The organism is Psychrobacter sp. H26, assembly GCF_059073035.1.
On sequence record NZ_JCACRW010000001.1, the window covers coordinates 2,411,250 to 2,425,996 of the forward strand.

14 protein-coding genes are annotated in these 14,747 nt (G+C 43.0%); 7 read left to right on the forward strand and 7 right to left on the reverse strand.

Annotated elements, in window-relative coordinates:
* The first annotated feature begins 33 nt into the window (after positions 1 to 33).
* Positions 34 to 546 carry a ribosome biogenesis factor YjgA gene (gene yjgA / locus AC5JPT_RS10010; protein WP_319050683.1) on the forward strand — a complete coding sequence of 171 codons (513 nt, stop codon included), beginning with the start codon at positions 34 to 36 and terminating at the stop codon, positions 544 to 546.
* A 126-nt stretch (positions 547 to 672) separates the two neighbouring features.
* Here yjgA and AC5JPT_RS10015 read toward each other — a convergent pair whose 3' ends face one another.
* Positions 673 to 1,293: a thiol:disulfide interchange protein DsbA/DsbL gene (locus AC5JPT_RS10015; protein WP_493843935.1), complete on the reverse strand. Its 621-nt coding sequence runs from the start codon at positions 1,291 to 1,293 to the stop codon at positions 673 to 675.
* A 501-nt stretch (positions 1,294 to 1,794) separates the two neighbouring features.
* Between AC5JPT_RS10015 and ubiG the strand changes: the two genes are divergently transcribed.
* The 4 genes from ubiG (at position 1,795) to AC5JPT_RS10035 (ending at position 4,781) form a co-directional block, all read left to right on the forward strand.
* Positions 1,795 to 2,628 (forward strand): bifunctional 2-polyprenyl-6-hydroxyphenol methylase/3-demethylubiquinol 3-O-methyltransferase UbiG, encoded by an 834-nt coding sequence (gene ubiG / locus AC5JPT_RS10020; protein WP_493857978.1) that lies wholly within the window; start codon positions 1,795 to 1,797, stop codon positions 2,626 to 2,628.
* 68 nt (positions 2,629 to 2,696) lie between these two features.
* Positions 2,697 to 3,407, forward strand: coding sequence for an HAD family hydrolase (locus AC5JPT_RS10025; RefSeq protein WP_493857979.1), 711 nt, complete (start codon positions 2,697 to 2,699; stop codon positions 3,405 to 3,407).
* A 112-nt stretch (positions 3,408 to 3,519) separates the two neighbouring features.
* Positions 3,520 to 4,368, forward strand: a complete 849-nt coding sequence (locus tag AC5JPT_RS10030; RefSeq protein ID WP_493857980.1) for a YciK family oxidoreductase — start codon at positions 3,520 to 3,522, stop codon at positions 4,366 to 4,368.
* Between the two features lie 146 nt (positions 4,369 to 4,514).
* On the forward strand, positions 4,515 to 4,781 hold the full coding sequence (locus AC5JPT_RS10035; protein WP_201600864.1) for a DksA/TraR family C4-type zinc finger protein: 267 nt from the start codon (positions 4,515 to 4,517) through the stop codon (positions 4,779 to 4,781).
* A gap of 130 nt (positions 4,782 to 4,911) precedes the next feature.
* Here the strand turns inward: AC5JPT_RS10035 and AC5JPT_RS10040 are convergent, their stop codons facing one another.
* Together AC5JPT_RS10040 and ompR are read right to left on the reverse strand one after the other, a co-directional pair.
* Positions 4,912 to 6,120: a CobW family GTP-binding protein gene (locus AC5JPT_RS10040; protein ID WP_493858466.1), complete on the reverse strand. Its 1,209-nt coding sequence runs from the start codon at positions 6,118 to 6,120 to the stop codon at positions 4,912 to 4,914.
* Between the two features lie 94 nt (positions 6,121 to 6,214).
* Positions 6,215 to 6,973, reverse strand: a complete 759-nt coding sequence (ompR, locus tag AC5JPT_RS10045) for an osmolarity response regulator transcription factor OmpR (RefSeq protein WP_319050677.1) — start codon at positions 6,971 to 6,973, stop codon at positions 6,215 to 6,217.
* Positions 6,974 to 7,349: 376 nt separating this feature from the next.
* Here ompR and AC5JPT_RS10050 point away from each other — a divergent pair, with 376 nt between their 5' ends.
* Complete coding sequence (locus AC5JPT_RS10050) at positions 7,350 to 9,884, forward strand: Tex family protein (RefSeq protein WP_493857981.1); 2,535 nt, start codon at positions 7,350 to 7,352, stop codon at positions 9,882 to 9,884.
* Between the two features lie 120 nt (positions 9,885 to 10,004).
* Here AC5JPT_RS10050 and AC5JPT_RS10055 read toward each other — a convergent pair whose 3' ends face one another.
* The 3 genes from AC5JPT_RS10055 to AC5JPT_RS10065 all read right to left on the reverse strand — a co-directional run bounded on the left by AC5JPT_RS10055 (position 10,005) and on the right by AC5JPT_RS10065 (position 13,549).
* The gene (locus tag AC5JPT_RS10055; RefSeq protein WP_493857982.1) at positions 10,005 to 10,508 is read right to left on the reverse strand and encodes a hypothetical protein; all 504 of its coding nucleotides are present in this window, start codon (positions 10,506 to 10,508) and stop codon (positions 10,005 to 10,007) included.
* A 418-nt stretch (positions 10,509 to 10,926) separates the two neighbouring features.
* Positions 10,927 to 11,763: a hypothetical protein gene (locus tag AC5JPT_RS10060; protein ID WP_493857983.1), complete on the reverse strand. Its 837-nt coding sequence runs from the start codon at positions 11,761 to 11,763 to the stop codon at positions 10,927 to 10,929.
* A gap of 499 nt (positions 11,764 to 12,262) precedes the next feature.
* Positions 12,263 to 13,549, reverse strand: coding sequence for a saccharopine dehydrogenase family protein (locus tag AC5JPT_RS10065; RefSeq protein WP_493857984.1), 1,287 nt, complete (start codon positions 13,547 to 13,549; stop codon positions 12,263 to 12,265).
* Between the two features lie 449 nt (positions 13,550 to 13,998).
* On the opposite strand from AC5JPT_RS10065, the gene AC5JPT_RS10070 reads away from it, so the two are divergent.
* Complete coding sequence (locus AC5JPT_RS10070; protein ID WP_114701374.1) at positions 13,999 to 14,154, forward strand: DUF1328 domain-containing protein; 156 nt, start codon at positions 13,999 to 14,001, stop codon at positions 14,152 to 14,154.
* Positions 14,155 to 14,262: 108 nt separating this feature from the next.
* Here the strand turns inward: AC5JPT_RS10070 and AC5JPT_RS10075 are convergent, their stop codons facing one another.
* Positions 14,263 to 14,556, reverse strand: coding sequence for a 4a-hydroxytetrahydrobiopterin dehydratase (locus AC5JPT_RS10075; RefSeq protein WP_319052233.1), 294 nt, complete (start codon positions 14,554 to 14,556; stop codon positions 14,263 to 14,265).
* Positions 14,557 to 14,747 lie beyond the last annotated feature (191 nt).

The following is a 14,747-nucleotide window of genomic DNA, read 5'->3' on the forward strand; positions in this document are numbered from 1 at the left end:
TCATTTTATTACTTATTATTTTGGAACGCTTTTATGATCGACTGGAAAGAACAGGACATGCGCGTCTCGCGCACAGAACTCAAAAAAGCCCATGAGCGTTTGCAGCAATTGTCTATACCGCTCGCAAGCCTGTCAAAAAAGCAGCTAAAGACTCTACCTGCCAGTGATTACTTTATGGCTGAGCTCATGGCATTGGCTGACATTACCAGTGCTAATGCTCGCAACCGTCAGACTAAGCGCGTTGGCAAACTTATCAGTGAAGAAAACCGCCACGAACTTGTCAAAGCATTGTTTGATGCATTCTTTCCAAAAGAGCAAGTCTCTAAAATAGAAAGCTGGTACGATCGTTTAAATATCAATGATGAAGGAACGCTCAAGCAATTCGTCAAGCAATACAAAGCTTCTGAGCACAACAGTATGTATCAATTACTGCTATGGATTGAGTATGCTAAGCATATGCAGGACGATGAGCTACTGGCAGAGTCGAAAGAAGATTTGGCAAGTTATATCCGCGAAGTAGCGATTTTGTCGCAGTTGAAAAAATAGATACATATAATATCGATTATATTTTAGAGCATAAAAAAGCCAATCAATTATGATTGGCTTTTTTGTATCACCTAGTGATTCACATTGTATGTATCACTAGGCTGTTTCGATTTGCACTTGCTTCAATTATTTTTTCTCAGCACGCGCTTTATCGACTAAGTACTCAACAACTTTAGGTACTTTAGCATCTTCACCAGTTACCACATATTTGCCTTGTACAACGACGGCTGGTACGCCAGACAGTTGATAACGTTTAGCACCTGCTTGTGAACGACCAATTTTTGTACCCACTGCAAATGAGTTATAAAGACTGTTGAATTTTTTCTCGTTGACCCCTTTTGATGCATACCATTTGCTCAATGATGATTGATCAAACAGTTTTTTGCCGTCTTTATGGATGGCATCAAATAACGCAGCATGAGTTTTGTCTTCATATCCCAAAAGCTGAGCGGAGTAAAAACCACGTGCATTGGCTTCCCAAACAGGGTTGAGCGCTGCTGGTGTTCTAAAAAACACGACATCTTTGTCTTTGGTTTTTGCCCATTTTTCCATATGCGGATCAAGAACATTACAATGCGGGCAGCCATACCAGAAAAATTCACGAACAATGATAGCATCACCGCTGATGGTTTCTGGATTGTCTAGTACGCGATAATCTTTTCCAGCGACATAGTCCGCAGCTTGTGCGCCCATAGAAGCAAGCCCAATGGCCATCGCTAGACCAGTCAGTGTCATGACACGTTTCATACTTTATCCTTGAGGTGTAGGGATTTAGAGTTCGTTAAGAGGTTTGTGCACTGGTGGTATTCAAACGCATGATATTTGCAATATGCAGTTTTCACCGCGTTTGAATGATGCAGCGCCCAGTATAATCGAACGATACAGCAATATTAAGGTATCGACTATGATAACGCAAAATGCATACACTTGTGAATCGGATTCTTAACCGACAGTTGTAAAGCTGTTAGCTATTATTGAAGACATATTGCTTAGCGCTTTTCGGTCTTAGCTTGTTCGGCCTTATCTCGCCAACACTTATCATGATCCTTGCTTCATGATGATTACAAATAATGTGAACAAATACTACCTGTGACAAGGTGGTAACTCATAAAAAATGTGTATTTACCAAACCTATTCACAATCAGTGACGATGTACTTACGACAAATTCGCAGCTGCCATGCTAATATTGAACACATAATCGTGCACTGCATACGATAACAACTATAATAGTAATCAAGGACAATCCTATGAGCTCAGCCTTACCTGCTTCGTCATCTTCAAACGACGAAAACTTAAATAATAAATCGGCTAATACTGTCAATGTTGATCCTAGCGAAGTCGAGAAATTCAACAATTTAGCAAGCGAATGGTGGAGCAATACAGGTGCCTTTGCCACTCTGCATGAGATCAATCCATTACGCTTGAACTGGATAGAAGAAAACATAAAACGTGGCTATCAGGGCGATACTAGTAATAATGGTACGCCTGCCAAAACAGCTGAACAAGGACTTGCTGGCAAAAAAGTACTAGATGTTGGTTGCGGCGGTGGCATATTGGCAGAGTCTATGGCACGTCGCAATGCTGATGTGACAGGAATCGACCTAGGTACCGAAAACTTGAAAGCGGCGGCGTTGCACGCAGAACAAAGTGGATTAGAAAGCACTTTACGCTACCAGCATATCCCAGTAGAAGCGCTGGCAAAGACGCATGCGGGTCAGTTCGATGTCGTAACCTGTATGGAAATGCTTGAGCACGTTCCTGATCCCAGCTCGATTGTGCAGGCTTGTTATGAGCTGCTAGCCCCTGGCGGTGTCTGTGTGCTGTCGACAATCAACCGAAACCCCAAGTCGTATCTGTTTGCTATCGTGGGGGCGGAGTACGTACTACGATTGCTCGATCGCGGTACCCATGACTATGCCAAGTTCATCACGCCAGCTGAATTAGACAAGATGGCAATAGACACGGGGTTTGTCCGTCAGGATATTATTGGCTTGCATTACAATCCATTGACTAAGCGCTATTGGCTCGCTCAAAATGTCGATGTTAATTATATGATGGCAGTCCAAAAGCCATTGGCTTGATACTGGTATCAGTTACCTCTATTCACCGTAATTCACTAAATACATGATCAATCTCAAGAGCATTCACTATGACCCAATTCGTAAAAGCTGTTTTATTCGACCTTGATGGGACGTTAATCGATACTGCTGCTGATTTTGTTCGTATCATTGGCAAAATGAGTTTGGAGAATAACTGGCAAGCGCCGCCTGAAGCAGCAATCCGTGAGCAAGTCTCGGCGGGTGCGTCAGCCATGGTGCAATTAATGCTCAGACACAACGATCAACTTGAGGTTAGCGATGACGCATTACTTGATTTTCGTCAGCAGTTTTTAGACGACTATGAAGCCGATATTTGTGTGGACAGCTGTGTGTTCCATGAGCTCGAAGCGGTACTGACTGATTTAGAAAAAAAAGGTGTCCCATGGGGAATTGTCACTAATAAGCCTCGTTATTTGGCAGAAAAGCTATTAAGCGAAATGCAACTAGATGATCGCTGCGCCGCTCTGGTATGCCCTGATGATGTGTCCCGATCAAAGCCTGATCCAGAGCCGATGTATATGGCATTAGAGAAGCTAGGGATTCCTCGCGGCGCAGCTGGTTGTGTCCTATACGTCGGTGACCATATACGTGATATAGAAGCAGGCAATGCGGCTGGTATGCCAACGATTTTGGCCGCTTATGGTTATATTCCGCCTGAAGATCAGAAGTCTTTGAAAAAGTGGGGTGCTGATTATATTGCTGATACCCCTGAGCAATTAAACAAACTGCTGTTGTCTTCTGGCAAATTTGATTATTTATAAATTTTTAGTTTTTAGTTTTATAGCTATCAGCTATTGGTATATTTCAGTCTCTAAAGACAAGCACATATTTTAACGATTCCATGATAACAAATGATAAGTAGTGAGCAACGCCATGAGTGACCATATTGACAAGCCAGCCAATCAGCAAAACAGTCAGCAAGACAACCAAAGAACCGTCCAAAGTCGTCTCCAGCCTTTGACTCATGATGATATTCGTAGTTTTGTGCCACCTAGCAATTGCCTAGATGGTAAGACTATCTTGGTGACTGGCGCAGGTGATGGTATCGGCCGTGTTGCCGCTTTGACCTATGCTCGTTATGGTGCCACAGTCCTATTGCTAGGACGGACCAGTAGCAAGCTTGAATATGTCTATGATGAGATCGAAAGTCTGGGTGGTAAGCAGCCTGCAATGTTGCCTATGAATCTAGAAGGGGCGACTTATGCTGAGATGCAGCAGTTAGAAGGATTGATCGACAAAGAAGTGGGTCAGCTGGATGGCATATTGCATAATGCTGGTGTGCTTGGGCAACTGACCCCGCTTGAGATGTACGACGTCGATACGTTTGCTGAAGTGATGAAGGTTAACTTTACGGCGACCTTTATGCTCACCCAAGCCCTGCTTCCCTTATTGAAAGATGCTGATCACGGCTCTATCGTCTTTACCTCTAGTACAGTAGGTACGCATCCTCGCGCATTTTGGGGCGCTTATGCGCTCTCAAAACAAGCAGTAGAGGGTATGAGCGATATATTTACGCAAGAGACGCAAAACACCACAAACTTACGTTTTAATTGCGTGAATCCTGGCGGTACGCGCACTAATATGCGTGCTCATGCTTATCCAGGTGAAAACCCTATGAGTTTAAAAACACCTGAGGATATTATGGCAGGTTATGTCTGTCTGATGAGTGACGACAGCATTGGCGTGCGCGGGCAAGTTGTTGAGCTACAGCCTAAAAACTAACAGCGAAATATTTTAATTAATATTGCCGAGTTATATTTACGATACAGTGGTTGTTATCAGGTTGCAATCCAGTAAAACCAGCCCCATCTATCTGTTATTAAAGACTTTTGTATTGTCTAATTATGACAAATAAATAGGATGAGATTATGGCAGGTGGTTGGTCAAGAGATGGTGCTGAGCACGAGCAGATGGACGCAACGGTCAACGATGCGTTAGAGCGAGCACGACGTTCGCTGCCTACAGGTATCAGTGCCGAGCTATGTGATGAATGTGGTAACCCTATTCCAGAAGCGCGGCGATTAGCGGTTCCTGGTATTCAACACTGCGTCAGCTGTCAGACCGAGCTTGAACAAGAAGCAAAAGCTGCGGAACTGTTCAATCGCCGCGGTAGTAAAGACAGTCAATTGCGTTAATTGAATGGTTTTAGCAAGAGCTAAGCAACTTTGGGTAAGAGAAGTCAGAGTGAGCATAAAAAAGCGACCCCTGTTCTACATAGCAGGGGTCGCTTTTTTATGTTCATTTTTTTGTGTTAATGCTTTTATTCTAGAGCGACTGTATAACCATCGCCATCAACTCTCGATCAAAAGCTTCCCAATCTACAGAGTCTGATGAGGATTCAGTATGGGATGCGGTCTCTATTTTTTCTATAGTTGTATCGATAGCATTTGTATCGACAGTATTGCCTAACTGTAAGATAACCTCCAACCGACTGTCAGTCTGTGCATCAATTGTCTTGGTAGTTATACTGCCAGGATTGAAGTTGAGTTGCAGCCAGCCATCTGAAGTATGTACGACGCCTTTGATACGCTGCCAGTTTGGCAGTGCTAATAGCCAGTTTTGTAATTCATCAGCGTCTAGCACGTAGTGTGTGGGTAATCGCCATCCAGCCAGCTGAAAATCTTGCTGCTCTTCATGATATCGATAGGGTAATTCGGTATCAGTATTAGCTTGAGTTTCTTCATCCCCAAAACTGTTCGAGGATGTCGAAACTCCCAAAGTGCTTGGCTGTGACAGTGAGCCAAGCGTAGATTTTTGATTATGAGCGATGTTGACTTTGCGTTGGTTTGAAATGATAGCGCTGGGCTTATGCAGTTGCTCGTTTAGCGTCGCTAAGTAGTTATGTGCTAAAGGGGTATTTGACGAGCCTGCTATATCAGACATTACTTGTTCAGATACTGCCCAAACAATTTTTACTTGTGAATTGAGCTTGGATACCCACTCTACTAAGGATTGTTTTTCGTTACTACTCAATTGAGTATAGCGATTAATGATCAGTACATCGGCATCACGGATATGCGCTTGAAAGCCATCATGATGACGGTATTTAGTCTGTTGCCACTGCTCAGCGCTCAGTACAGTGATCACGGCGCTCATTTTCAAAGCTGTCTGCCAGTGCGGGGCACTGAGCTGTAATATAAGCTCGCGCGGATGAGCTAACCCTGTAGGCTCGATAAGGAGTCGCTGTGGATGATGGTCACTGAGTAGACGACTGATCGCTATTTGTAAGGGCAACTGGCTGGTACAGCAAATACAGCCGCCACTAACTTCACGAATGGCAATGTTCTTTTGCTCAAGCGTGCTGGCTTGTGAGCTTGCTAAGAGTGCACCATCAATACCGATACGACCAAACTCATTGATCAGTAAAGCCCAGCGTTCGTTATCAGGCTTTGCGGCAAGCAACTGATTAATCACTGTGGTTTTGCCAGCACCTAAAAACCCTGTCACTAACGTGCAGGGTATATTTTGAAACATAACAGAGTTTTTCACAGAAATGCTCATTATATAGGTCGTATTTGTGAGTTACCGAACACGACCCATACTAAAAGGAAATGATAGTAGTCAGAAGCTACTCGCTTTTGACGGTGTCTGCCTCAGCCTCGTCAGGGACGAACACATAGCCGACACCCCATACCGTTTGGATATAACGCGCTTGGGAAGGATTATCCTCAATCAGACGACGTAGACGTGATACCTGTACGTCGATAGATCGTTCCATCGCGCCCCATTCGCGCCCGCGAGCAAGATTCATCAGCTTATCACGAGTCAGTGGCTCACGTGGATGTTGTACCAACGCTTTGAGCACTGAGAACTCACCTGTGGTAAGCGTCACTACATTGCCGTCGCGCTTGAGCGTACGAGTTGATAAGTCTAGGGTCCATGGACCAAACTCAACCACTTCTAATTGATGACTTGGTGCGCCTGGGAGCTCACGATTCTGACGACGTAATACTGCTTTGATACGCGCCAATAGCTCTTTCGGATTAAAAGGCTTTGGCAGATAGTCATCTGCACCTGCTTCTAGACCTGCGATGCGATCTGCATCGCCACCTTTGGCGGTCAGCATGATAATTGGGATGTCAGCATTGTCTTCGCGTAAGCGTTTACAGATACTGATACCGTCTTCACCTGGCAACATCAAATCTAGTACGACCAGAGAGAAAAGCTCGCGCTGCATGAGTTTGTCCATTTGACTGCCATCGTGAGCAGTACGAACCACAAACCCGTCGTCTTCTAGAAAGCGCTGCAGCAAAGAGCGCAGACGGGCATCGTCATCGACGACTAAAATACGCTGAGTCAAAGTATCTGGGCTGTTATTATCAGTCATACAGGCATCCTTTTATAAAAATTATTGTTAGCAGAAACTACGAGTCAAAAGCGATGAGTAAAACATTGCTATTGGTTGCCATTATTTAATTATTGGGCAAAATAAATACGTCACAAAATCAAAAACTATTGTTCAATATGTCAACGCATATCGATATTTGTGTCATTGATACTTTAGTGTATAAGATTGCACCGTTAATTGCATCACTCATAAGGACAAATGCTGTATGCGTTTGTTTAACGAAGCCATGGAACGTTTGATACAAAACGATTTGCGCTACAAAATAGACGATAAATAACGAAAAGATAAAAAGGATTTTTATTCATGCAGCTTTTGCTATAATGCAAAACTACATTTCTCAACGATTGATACGTATATGAGTAGCACTGATACCTTAACGTCATCTCAAGCCTCGACAAATGCACAGGTTTTGGATGCAACCACACACGCGAATATTCACGACAAGCTTGCTCGCGCGCTTGGCATTAAGACTGCTCAAGTCAATGCGTTTGTGAAACTTTATGATGAAGGCGCGACTGTTCCTTTTATTGCGCGTTACCGCAAAGAAAAGACGCAAAATCTGGACGATGCACAGTTGCGTGCACTAGAGAAGTCTTTGAACTATGAGCGTGATATGGCTACACGTCGCCTCAAGATCTTGGAGCTACTCAGTACACAGGGCAATCTGACTGATGAGCTACAGGCGCGTATCGATCATGCGACCTCTAAGCTTGAGCTTGAAGATATCTATCTGCCATATCGTCCACGTCGTCGTTCACCTGCTGCCAAAGCGCGTGCCGCAGGTCTCGATGTTGCTGCACAAGCAGTATTGACGCAAGAAATCACTCCGACTGACGCATTGGCTGATTATCAAGTCCAATCAAGTATTACTGATGATAGTGGTAATGAGATTGAAGTTGATTTTAGCGATATTGAAAAACAGCTCGCGGGCGTACAGGCAATTATCGTTGATGAATGGACACAGGCACTAGGCTTACTAGATAACTTGCGTAGTGGTTTTGCCAAAACTGCCAGTATCGTATCGAGTGTTGCGAGCGAAGAAAAGCGCGAAGTGGGCGAGAAGTTCAAAGACTATTTTGAACATAGCGAAAGCCTAGCTCGTCTCCCAAATCATCGTCTATTAGCAATGTTACGTGGTCGTCAAGAGAACGTCTTGGGTCTAAAGATTGAAGGCGAGGATGCTCCCTTTATCGAAAAAATCATTAGCAATTTTGATGTTGATGCCAAAGCACCGGCTGCACGTCGTGAATTTTTGACGGAAGCGGCCAGTAGCTTGTGGAAAGACAAATGGCGTCCGCATATCGAGCATCGCTTGTTGACTGAAAAGCGTCTAGCCGCAGAAGCGGATGCGATTGATGTATTCGCTAGCAACTTACAGCATCTACTCATGTCTGCACCAGCAGGGCCCAAAGTGATTTTGGGCGTTGATCCTGGTATCCGTCATGGCGTAAAGATGGCTATCGTGGACGCTCAAGGTCACGTGATGCTAGACAGCGAAGAAAAGCCTGTCATCGCGACGGTTTATCCATTTGCACCTGATAACAAAATGACTGAAGCCAAAACAGTCATTGATGAGCTATTAGGCACTTATAATGTAGACCTAGTGGCTATCGGTAATGGTACGGCAAGCCGCGAAACTGACGCGATGATTAAAGAGATTCTAGCGGCGAATGATGCACTGAAAGCTAAAGCTGTTATCGTTAATGAGTCAGGCGCGTCTGTCTATTCAGCGAGCGAGCTTGCCAGTGATGAGCTTGCTAACTTAGATGTCTCTGTACGCGGTGCCGTTTCTATCGCCCGTCGCCTGCAAGATCCGTTATCAGAGCTTGTCAAAGTTGATCCAAAAGCCATTGGTGTTGGTCAGTATCAGCATGACGTGAACCAGAACCAGCTAGCGGATAGTCTCGATAAAGTCACTCAAGACAGCGTGAATGCGGTTGGTGTGGACGTCAATACGGCGAGCCCTGCTATCTTGGCTCATATTGCAGGTCTTAACCGCAATGTGGCACAGCAAATCGTCACGTATCGCCGTGAGCACGGTGCCTTTGATAGTCGTGAAGCACTCAAAAATGTCCCACGCCTAGGTGCTAAAACTTTTGAGCAAGCAGCAGGCTTCTTGCGTATCCATAATGGTAGCAATCCACTAGATGCGACTGGCGTACATCCAGAAAGTTATGCCTTGGTCGACAGCTTATTGGCACAAGCGGGTAAGCCGTTGCCAGAAGTTATCGGTAATGATGGTGTGCTGAATGCCATCGATACGACCACACTAGCGGCTAACGATGATAATGTCAGCGTAAAAGCAATATTAGATGAACTGGCTAAACCTGCACGTGATCCACGACCTGAGTTTAAAACGGCTAACTTCCGTGATGATGTGAATGGTATCAAAGATTTGAGCGAAGGGATGACCCTAGAAGGCGTTGTCACCAATGTGACGGCCTTTGGTTGTTTCGTTGACGTAGGGGTACATCAGGATGGTCTGGTACATATCTCACAGATGGCTAATGACTTTGTCGCAGATCCTATGAACCGCGTCAAGCCAGGTGATATCGTATCGGTACGTGTCATCTCTATCGATGAAAAACGTGGGCGTATCGGCTTTAGTATGAAACCTGAATCTGAGAAACCTGCACGTACAGCGGCTATAGATACGGATGGCGAAAAAACCAGTCGTCCACGTAGCAATCCTGCAAATAGCAACCGTCCAAATAATAGTCGCCCAGCTACTGATAAGCGTTCCGCTAAACCACGCGGCAAGCGTCCGGACAATGCAAACAGTAACCGCAGTAGTAAACCAGTCAAAAATGACAAAGCTGAATCACCGAGCAAGATGGGTACGCTTGGCGCCTTGTTACAAGAAGCTGGCGTGACTAAGACAAAGAAATAAGTACGCTACGGTATAGGTAATATACCAATCGCAATACGTAAAAAGGCAGCCATATGGCTGCCTTTTTATGTTCGGTAAATCAGTGATAAAGCATTGATTGACTTAAAAAAATTGTTAGCCTTAACGCGATACCGCAATACGGCGGTTTTCTTTGAACTGTACATTGGCTGGCTGTGTGGCTAGTAACTCACCGCGTTTGTCTTTTTTCTTTTCTTGTAAAGTACTAGCGGTATCTGCCATTTTATTATCGGAAGCCGCTTCACCTGCAATCAATGGCTGATAGTTTGCATTGCTGTGCTGCATGTTAGGTGTCTGGACGCTACGTGCAGGAACTTGAGCAGTTGGCGCCGCAGTCATTGCTGCAGCATTGGTAGATACCTGGGCGTTGTTTCTCAAAGCGGCATTATTGTTGGCCTTATTACGCATCATATCATCGGCTTCGTCATCCATATCGTCGGCATCAGACTCATCGATATCAACAGCGCCAGGTTGTGTCGCTAGTAGCTCACCATCAGGACCTTCTATTTCAGCTCGTAAAGTGTTGTCAACGGCGGTGCTACGCATATCTGCTGGCATAATGTTACTGTTCCCCATAGGGGCAGCCATTGCTACAGCTGGTAACATGAGAGTAGTTCCTACGATTAAAGATAAAATGTTCTTTTTCATTGTAAAGCTCCAAAACCTATAAATTGATAATTGAAAACCGATCTATATATCCAAGTCCTAACATCTATATCCAAATACAATCACTTAGCTAAAGTGTTTTAAAAAAAGTAACTTATATGAGGTAACTTATAATAGGTAACCTAGATATTAATAAGTAATTTATATATAAACTGCTTTGAATATAAATCGACTTAAATAAGGGCATATATAAATGTGATCAGCTTTTGATTTAACCTTGTTCTAATTGGTAAAAGCAAAATACCAGCTATATAGCTGGTATTTCAGTAGTAAACTCATTAAAGTTCTAACAGCTTGGTATATTCTTGTGATGTTATGAAATCAAGCTCTATGACTATTGGTACATGCATCACCGTTTTTATTCAATAATCATGTACTCAGTATCATCAGAATTCATTGAGCGTTGCTGATTGTCACTATCATCATCAGATAGGTCTATCACAGGGTAGCTCTGAGTCACTGCTATATTATTAATAACATCAGCATCTGCTTTTTTCCCAACGATAACCGTGTCATTGGCACTGTTTTCAATGGCAATGGCATCTCCTCTAGCTGTATTAATACTTTTGACTTGGTTTTCTGGCACGAGGATAACTTCTTTAACTCTGTAACTTGTAGGGCGGATGACACGAGTGGTCTCAATCATCACTGGTTCTACGCTACGTGCTTCAGCGATAGCGAGTTGTGCTTCTGGCGCTGCTACCTCACCTACGATAGGAGTAGGGAACTTGCCGCCAAAATGGTTATCACATTGTTGCATACTCAGGCGTACAGGGTTTCCTGCACTGTCCATGTAGACGTTGACAGGCATGTCAGCTGCAATAGGGATGTACTTGCCGACTAAGTCTCCTGATACACCATAGCGACCGTTTGCTTGACCAACACCTAAGTCACAAGCACCAGCTGAATAGTTACTAGTAGACAAATTATTACTATTAACAACGCTCTGAGGGATCATGACTTCAGACAATCGCATTTTGCCGACAGTTGCTTCACCAGCCTGGCGTTTTGGGTTTTGATACGTATATGGGGTATAGAATTTGGCTGAGCCATCTCGAACGGCAGTCACGCATTCTTCATAACTGTCGTAACCAACATTACCATGACCGTCTGTCACCATGGCAGCATTAGCCGAACTGGCAAAAAAAGCAAAACCTGAACTTAATATGGCGGCTGTTAATACATTCAATTTCATCGTTATTTCCTTTTTAGTTAATGTTAGCAATCCTGCTGTTTCTCTGTCTTATAAGAAGCTAGAACTATTCTTATGTCTAGTATCACTTCTTTAAGCAATACTTAATCCTTTAACCAATACGTTTACTTATTTACTTCGTTTTCTTTTTTCTTAAATAATTAGCGTGTCAAAACTGTTTTTAAATTTTCGCTATAAATTTGATGCGCCTTTCTGTATGTCTCTTTTTTATTTTCTATAGAACGGACTTTATGACCTGTTTCATCCTAGCGTACTGCCCCAGTTATGGCTGTGACATTACGCTAGGAATGTGTAGCATAATGTATTAAAAAATCGAAAAGCCGCAACATTGTTTACTAAAAAAGTACGGTATTAGTATTTGTTAACATGCACTGTAAAATTGATAGATGTACAGCCATCAAAAAACCGTACCTTGTTACCAAGATACGGTCATAAAAGTAATAAGCGTTAACCCAGCGCTATTTAAAAATTGTTCGAGCGACTAGCCGTCGACAACCTCAAAGCTCAGACCTGAGTGTTCTTCTAGACGAGATATCAAATTATCCCCCATTGCAGAAGCTGGTGTCCAAAATCCACCGCCGACGTCCTCTTTACTCACATCTTGTGCCAGACACAATGCTGCTTGTGCAATCATACGAGAGGTACTGCCATAACCAGGGTCTTTATCACCTGTGACTTTGACAGTGATAGTGTCATTTTTAGCCGTTTTTCCAAAATGACGAATATCGAAATAGCCGTTTTCTTGCTCATCTTTAGACGGGCCTGACCCTGCCTTAGGAAGGACATGCTTAGATAACAACTCACGGCTTGGCTTGATCATCATGGCGGTAACGAAACCCAGCAACCCTGCACTCATAGCATAGCTTGATAGTTTGCCTTTGACGCCATCTTGCATCCACATGGCTTCGTCATATTTGAAATCGCGACCATATTCATAACTGAGTAGTTGGTTGCTGCGATGGACAATACGCGTATTAATGGTCGCCATCACAAAAGGCGCTAACCAACGTTTATGGTTGCTATCGTACTTTGGTTTGCTGACATTGTCTTGACGTACATTGGGCGCCTCTGCGTCGTCATTCAGCAAGTAAGGGTTGGCGACTTGTTTACGGCGTGATTTATCTTCTCCAGCTTCTTCAAAGATCGACGCCATCGAGGCAATCGTTCCACCAGAAATGCCACCTTTCGCCGCTTTTACGCGCATATTGATCACATTACAAGTTTCGCCAAACTTCTCTTCCGCCTTTTCTTGTAAGAAATAAACGCCCAAGTCTGACGGGATAGAATCAAATCCACAAGAGTTTACGATACGTGCGCCGCTTTGTTTGGCAGTATCTTGATACTTGTCCATCATATCTTTGATAAAAATCGCCTCACCGGTAAGGTCGACATAATCAGTGCCGTTTTCAGCACAAGACTTGATCAGTGGCTCACCATATTTTAGATAGGGACCAACGGTTGAGATGATAACTTGTGTCTGCTTTGTCATGTCATCGAGACTGGCAGGATCTTTGCTATTGGCAACGATAATGTCTACTTTGCTCTCAAGCTTTGACTGTAGTTTATTTAGCTTGTCTTCGTCGCGCCCTGCAATCGCCCAAGTAATATTAGAACCGTCTTTGTTTTTGGCATTAGACAAAAAGTTGGTTAGATAATGAGCAGTGATTTGACCTACGAAGCTCGTTGCCCCGTACAAGATAACGGCATAAGGGCGGTTATCAGTGTTGCTCTGTTTTAATGATTTTGCGGTGTCCGTTTCGGTATTCATAGGTATTATCCTTAATAGGGTGAGTGATTATGTGACCTTAAACTATAAACCAAGTGGTTTAAATAGGTTAGGAGTTTATGGAGTCGCTACAGTTTTCATTGCCAAACATCTGTTTCGGAAAACAGTTAGGGCATCTATCCTAATGTTACTTATCTATATTTCTAATAGGTATATAGTTCTAAAGCGCATAGCTTTAAAACGATAGATAGATTATCAAAGGATATTAGAAAGTGTTTCTATTAAGACAAGAAAAAATAAAAGATACCAGGAGTTGCTACAAAGTTTACATAACCTACCGATATCATTACCAAAGTGTACGCTCTTTAGAAAAAAATATTGCTAATCTATGTTTGTAAGCAGATATGACTGGTATTAAAAAAACAAGAAGTTAAATGAATACCATATAAAGTTTACTATCTGGTTTTTAACAATTATTTTAGGAGAACATTATGTTTCGTTGGGCTATTATTTTCGCAGTAGTTGCACTATTAGCAAGCTTACTAGGTTTTGGCGGTGTTGCAGGACTATCTGCTAATCTGGCATACATTTTCTTAGCCGTTGCGGTCATCTTATTTATCGTTGCGTTTGTTAGTCGTAAAATGTAAAAAAGCTTATCGTTCTAAGAAATTCATAATTATAAAAAAGACCCTAACATTAGGGTCTTTTTTATGTCTAACTCAAAAAATTCACTTATTGATGCGCTCAGCGTAATACTATAGACGTTTGGGCTGAACGATGTGTTCCATTCGTTTTGCTAAGCGAATATCCAAACTAGAAATACCGCCTGTATCCTGATTGGTCAAACGTACTTCTACTATGTTGTATGTATTGCGCCATTCAGGGTGATGTTCGAGTGCTTCAGCATGGAATGCTGCTTGATTCATAAAGCTCATAGCTTCGATGAAATCAGCAAAGTGGTAAGTCTTGACGATGCTGTTACCATCACGCTGCCAACCAGCAAGGTCTTCTAGCTGTAGATTGATTTGTTTGTCAGATAAACTACTCATATTAATAACCTTTATTGTTGTATAGGATTGGTTGATTAACAGTTATGTGCGGGCGTGTCCCTATTTTAAAAATGATGATAAAAATGAGATAAATCGCAAACAAATAAGGAAAGTCGCGCAGATAATATCAAGATATTGACCAGCTATTTGTCGCCATTTGTCAAAGATTTAGCCATTTTTATTCTATTTAG

Bases quoted from the DNA above. Each gene is read 5' to 3' on its own strand.
- yjgA (WP_319050683.1), top strand. From the start codon at position 34: ATGATCGACTGGAAAGAACAGGACATGCGCGTCTCGCGCACAGAACTC.
- ubiG (WP_493857978.1), top strand. From the start codon at position 1,795: ATGAGCTCAGCCTTACCTGCTTCGTCATCTTCAAACGACGAAAACTTA.
- AC5JPT_RS10070 (WP_114701374.1), top strand. From the start codon at position 13,999: ATGTTTCGTTGGGCTATTATTTTCGCAGTAGTTGCACTATTAGCAAGC.
- AC5JPT_RS10030 (WP_493857980.1), top strand. From the start codon at position 3,520: ATGAGTGACCATATTGACAAGCCAGCCAATCAGCAAAACAGTCAGCAA.
- AC5JPT_RS10075 (WP_319052233.1), bottom strand. From the start codon at position 14,556: ATGAGTAGTTTATCTGACAAACAAATCAATCTACAGCTAGAAGACCTT.
- AC5JPT_RS10060 (WP_493857983.1), bottom strand. From the start codon at position 11,763: ATGAAATTGAATGTATTAACAGCCGCCATATTAAGTTCAGGTTTTGCT.
- AC5JPT_RS10035 (WP_201600864.1), top strand. From the start codon at position 4,515: ATGGCAGGTGGTTGGTCAAGAGATGGTGCTGAGCACGAGCAGATGGAC.
- AC5JPT_RS10040 (WP_493858466.1), bottom strand. From the start codon at position 6,120: ATGTTTCAAAATATACCCTGCACGTTAGTGACAGGGTTTTTAGGTGCT.
- AC5JPT_RS10055 (WP_493857982.1), bottom strand. From the start codon at position 10,508: ATGTTACCAGCTGTAGCAATGGCTGCCCCTATGGGGAACAGTAACATT.
- AC5JPT_RS10050 (WP_493857981.1), top strand. From the start codon at position 7,350: ATGAGTAGCACTGATACCTTAACGTCATCTCAAGCCTCGACAAATGCA.
- AC5JPT_RS10065 (WP_493857984.1), bottom strand. From the start codon at position 13,549: ATGAATACCGAAACGGACACCGCAAAATCATTAAAACAGAGCAACACT.
- AC5JPT_RS10025 (WP_493857979.1), top strand. From the start codon at position 2,697: ATGACCCAATTCGTAAAAGCTGTTTTATTCGACCTTGATGGGACGTTA.
- ompR (WP_319050677.1), bottom strand. From the start codon at position 6,973: ATGACTGATAATAACAGCCCAGATACTTTGACTCAGCGTATTTTAGTC.
- AC5JPT_RS10015 (WP_493843935.1), bottom strand. From the start codon at position 1,293: ATGAAACGTGTCATGACACTGACTGGTCTAGCGATGGCCATTGGGCTT.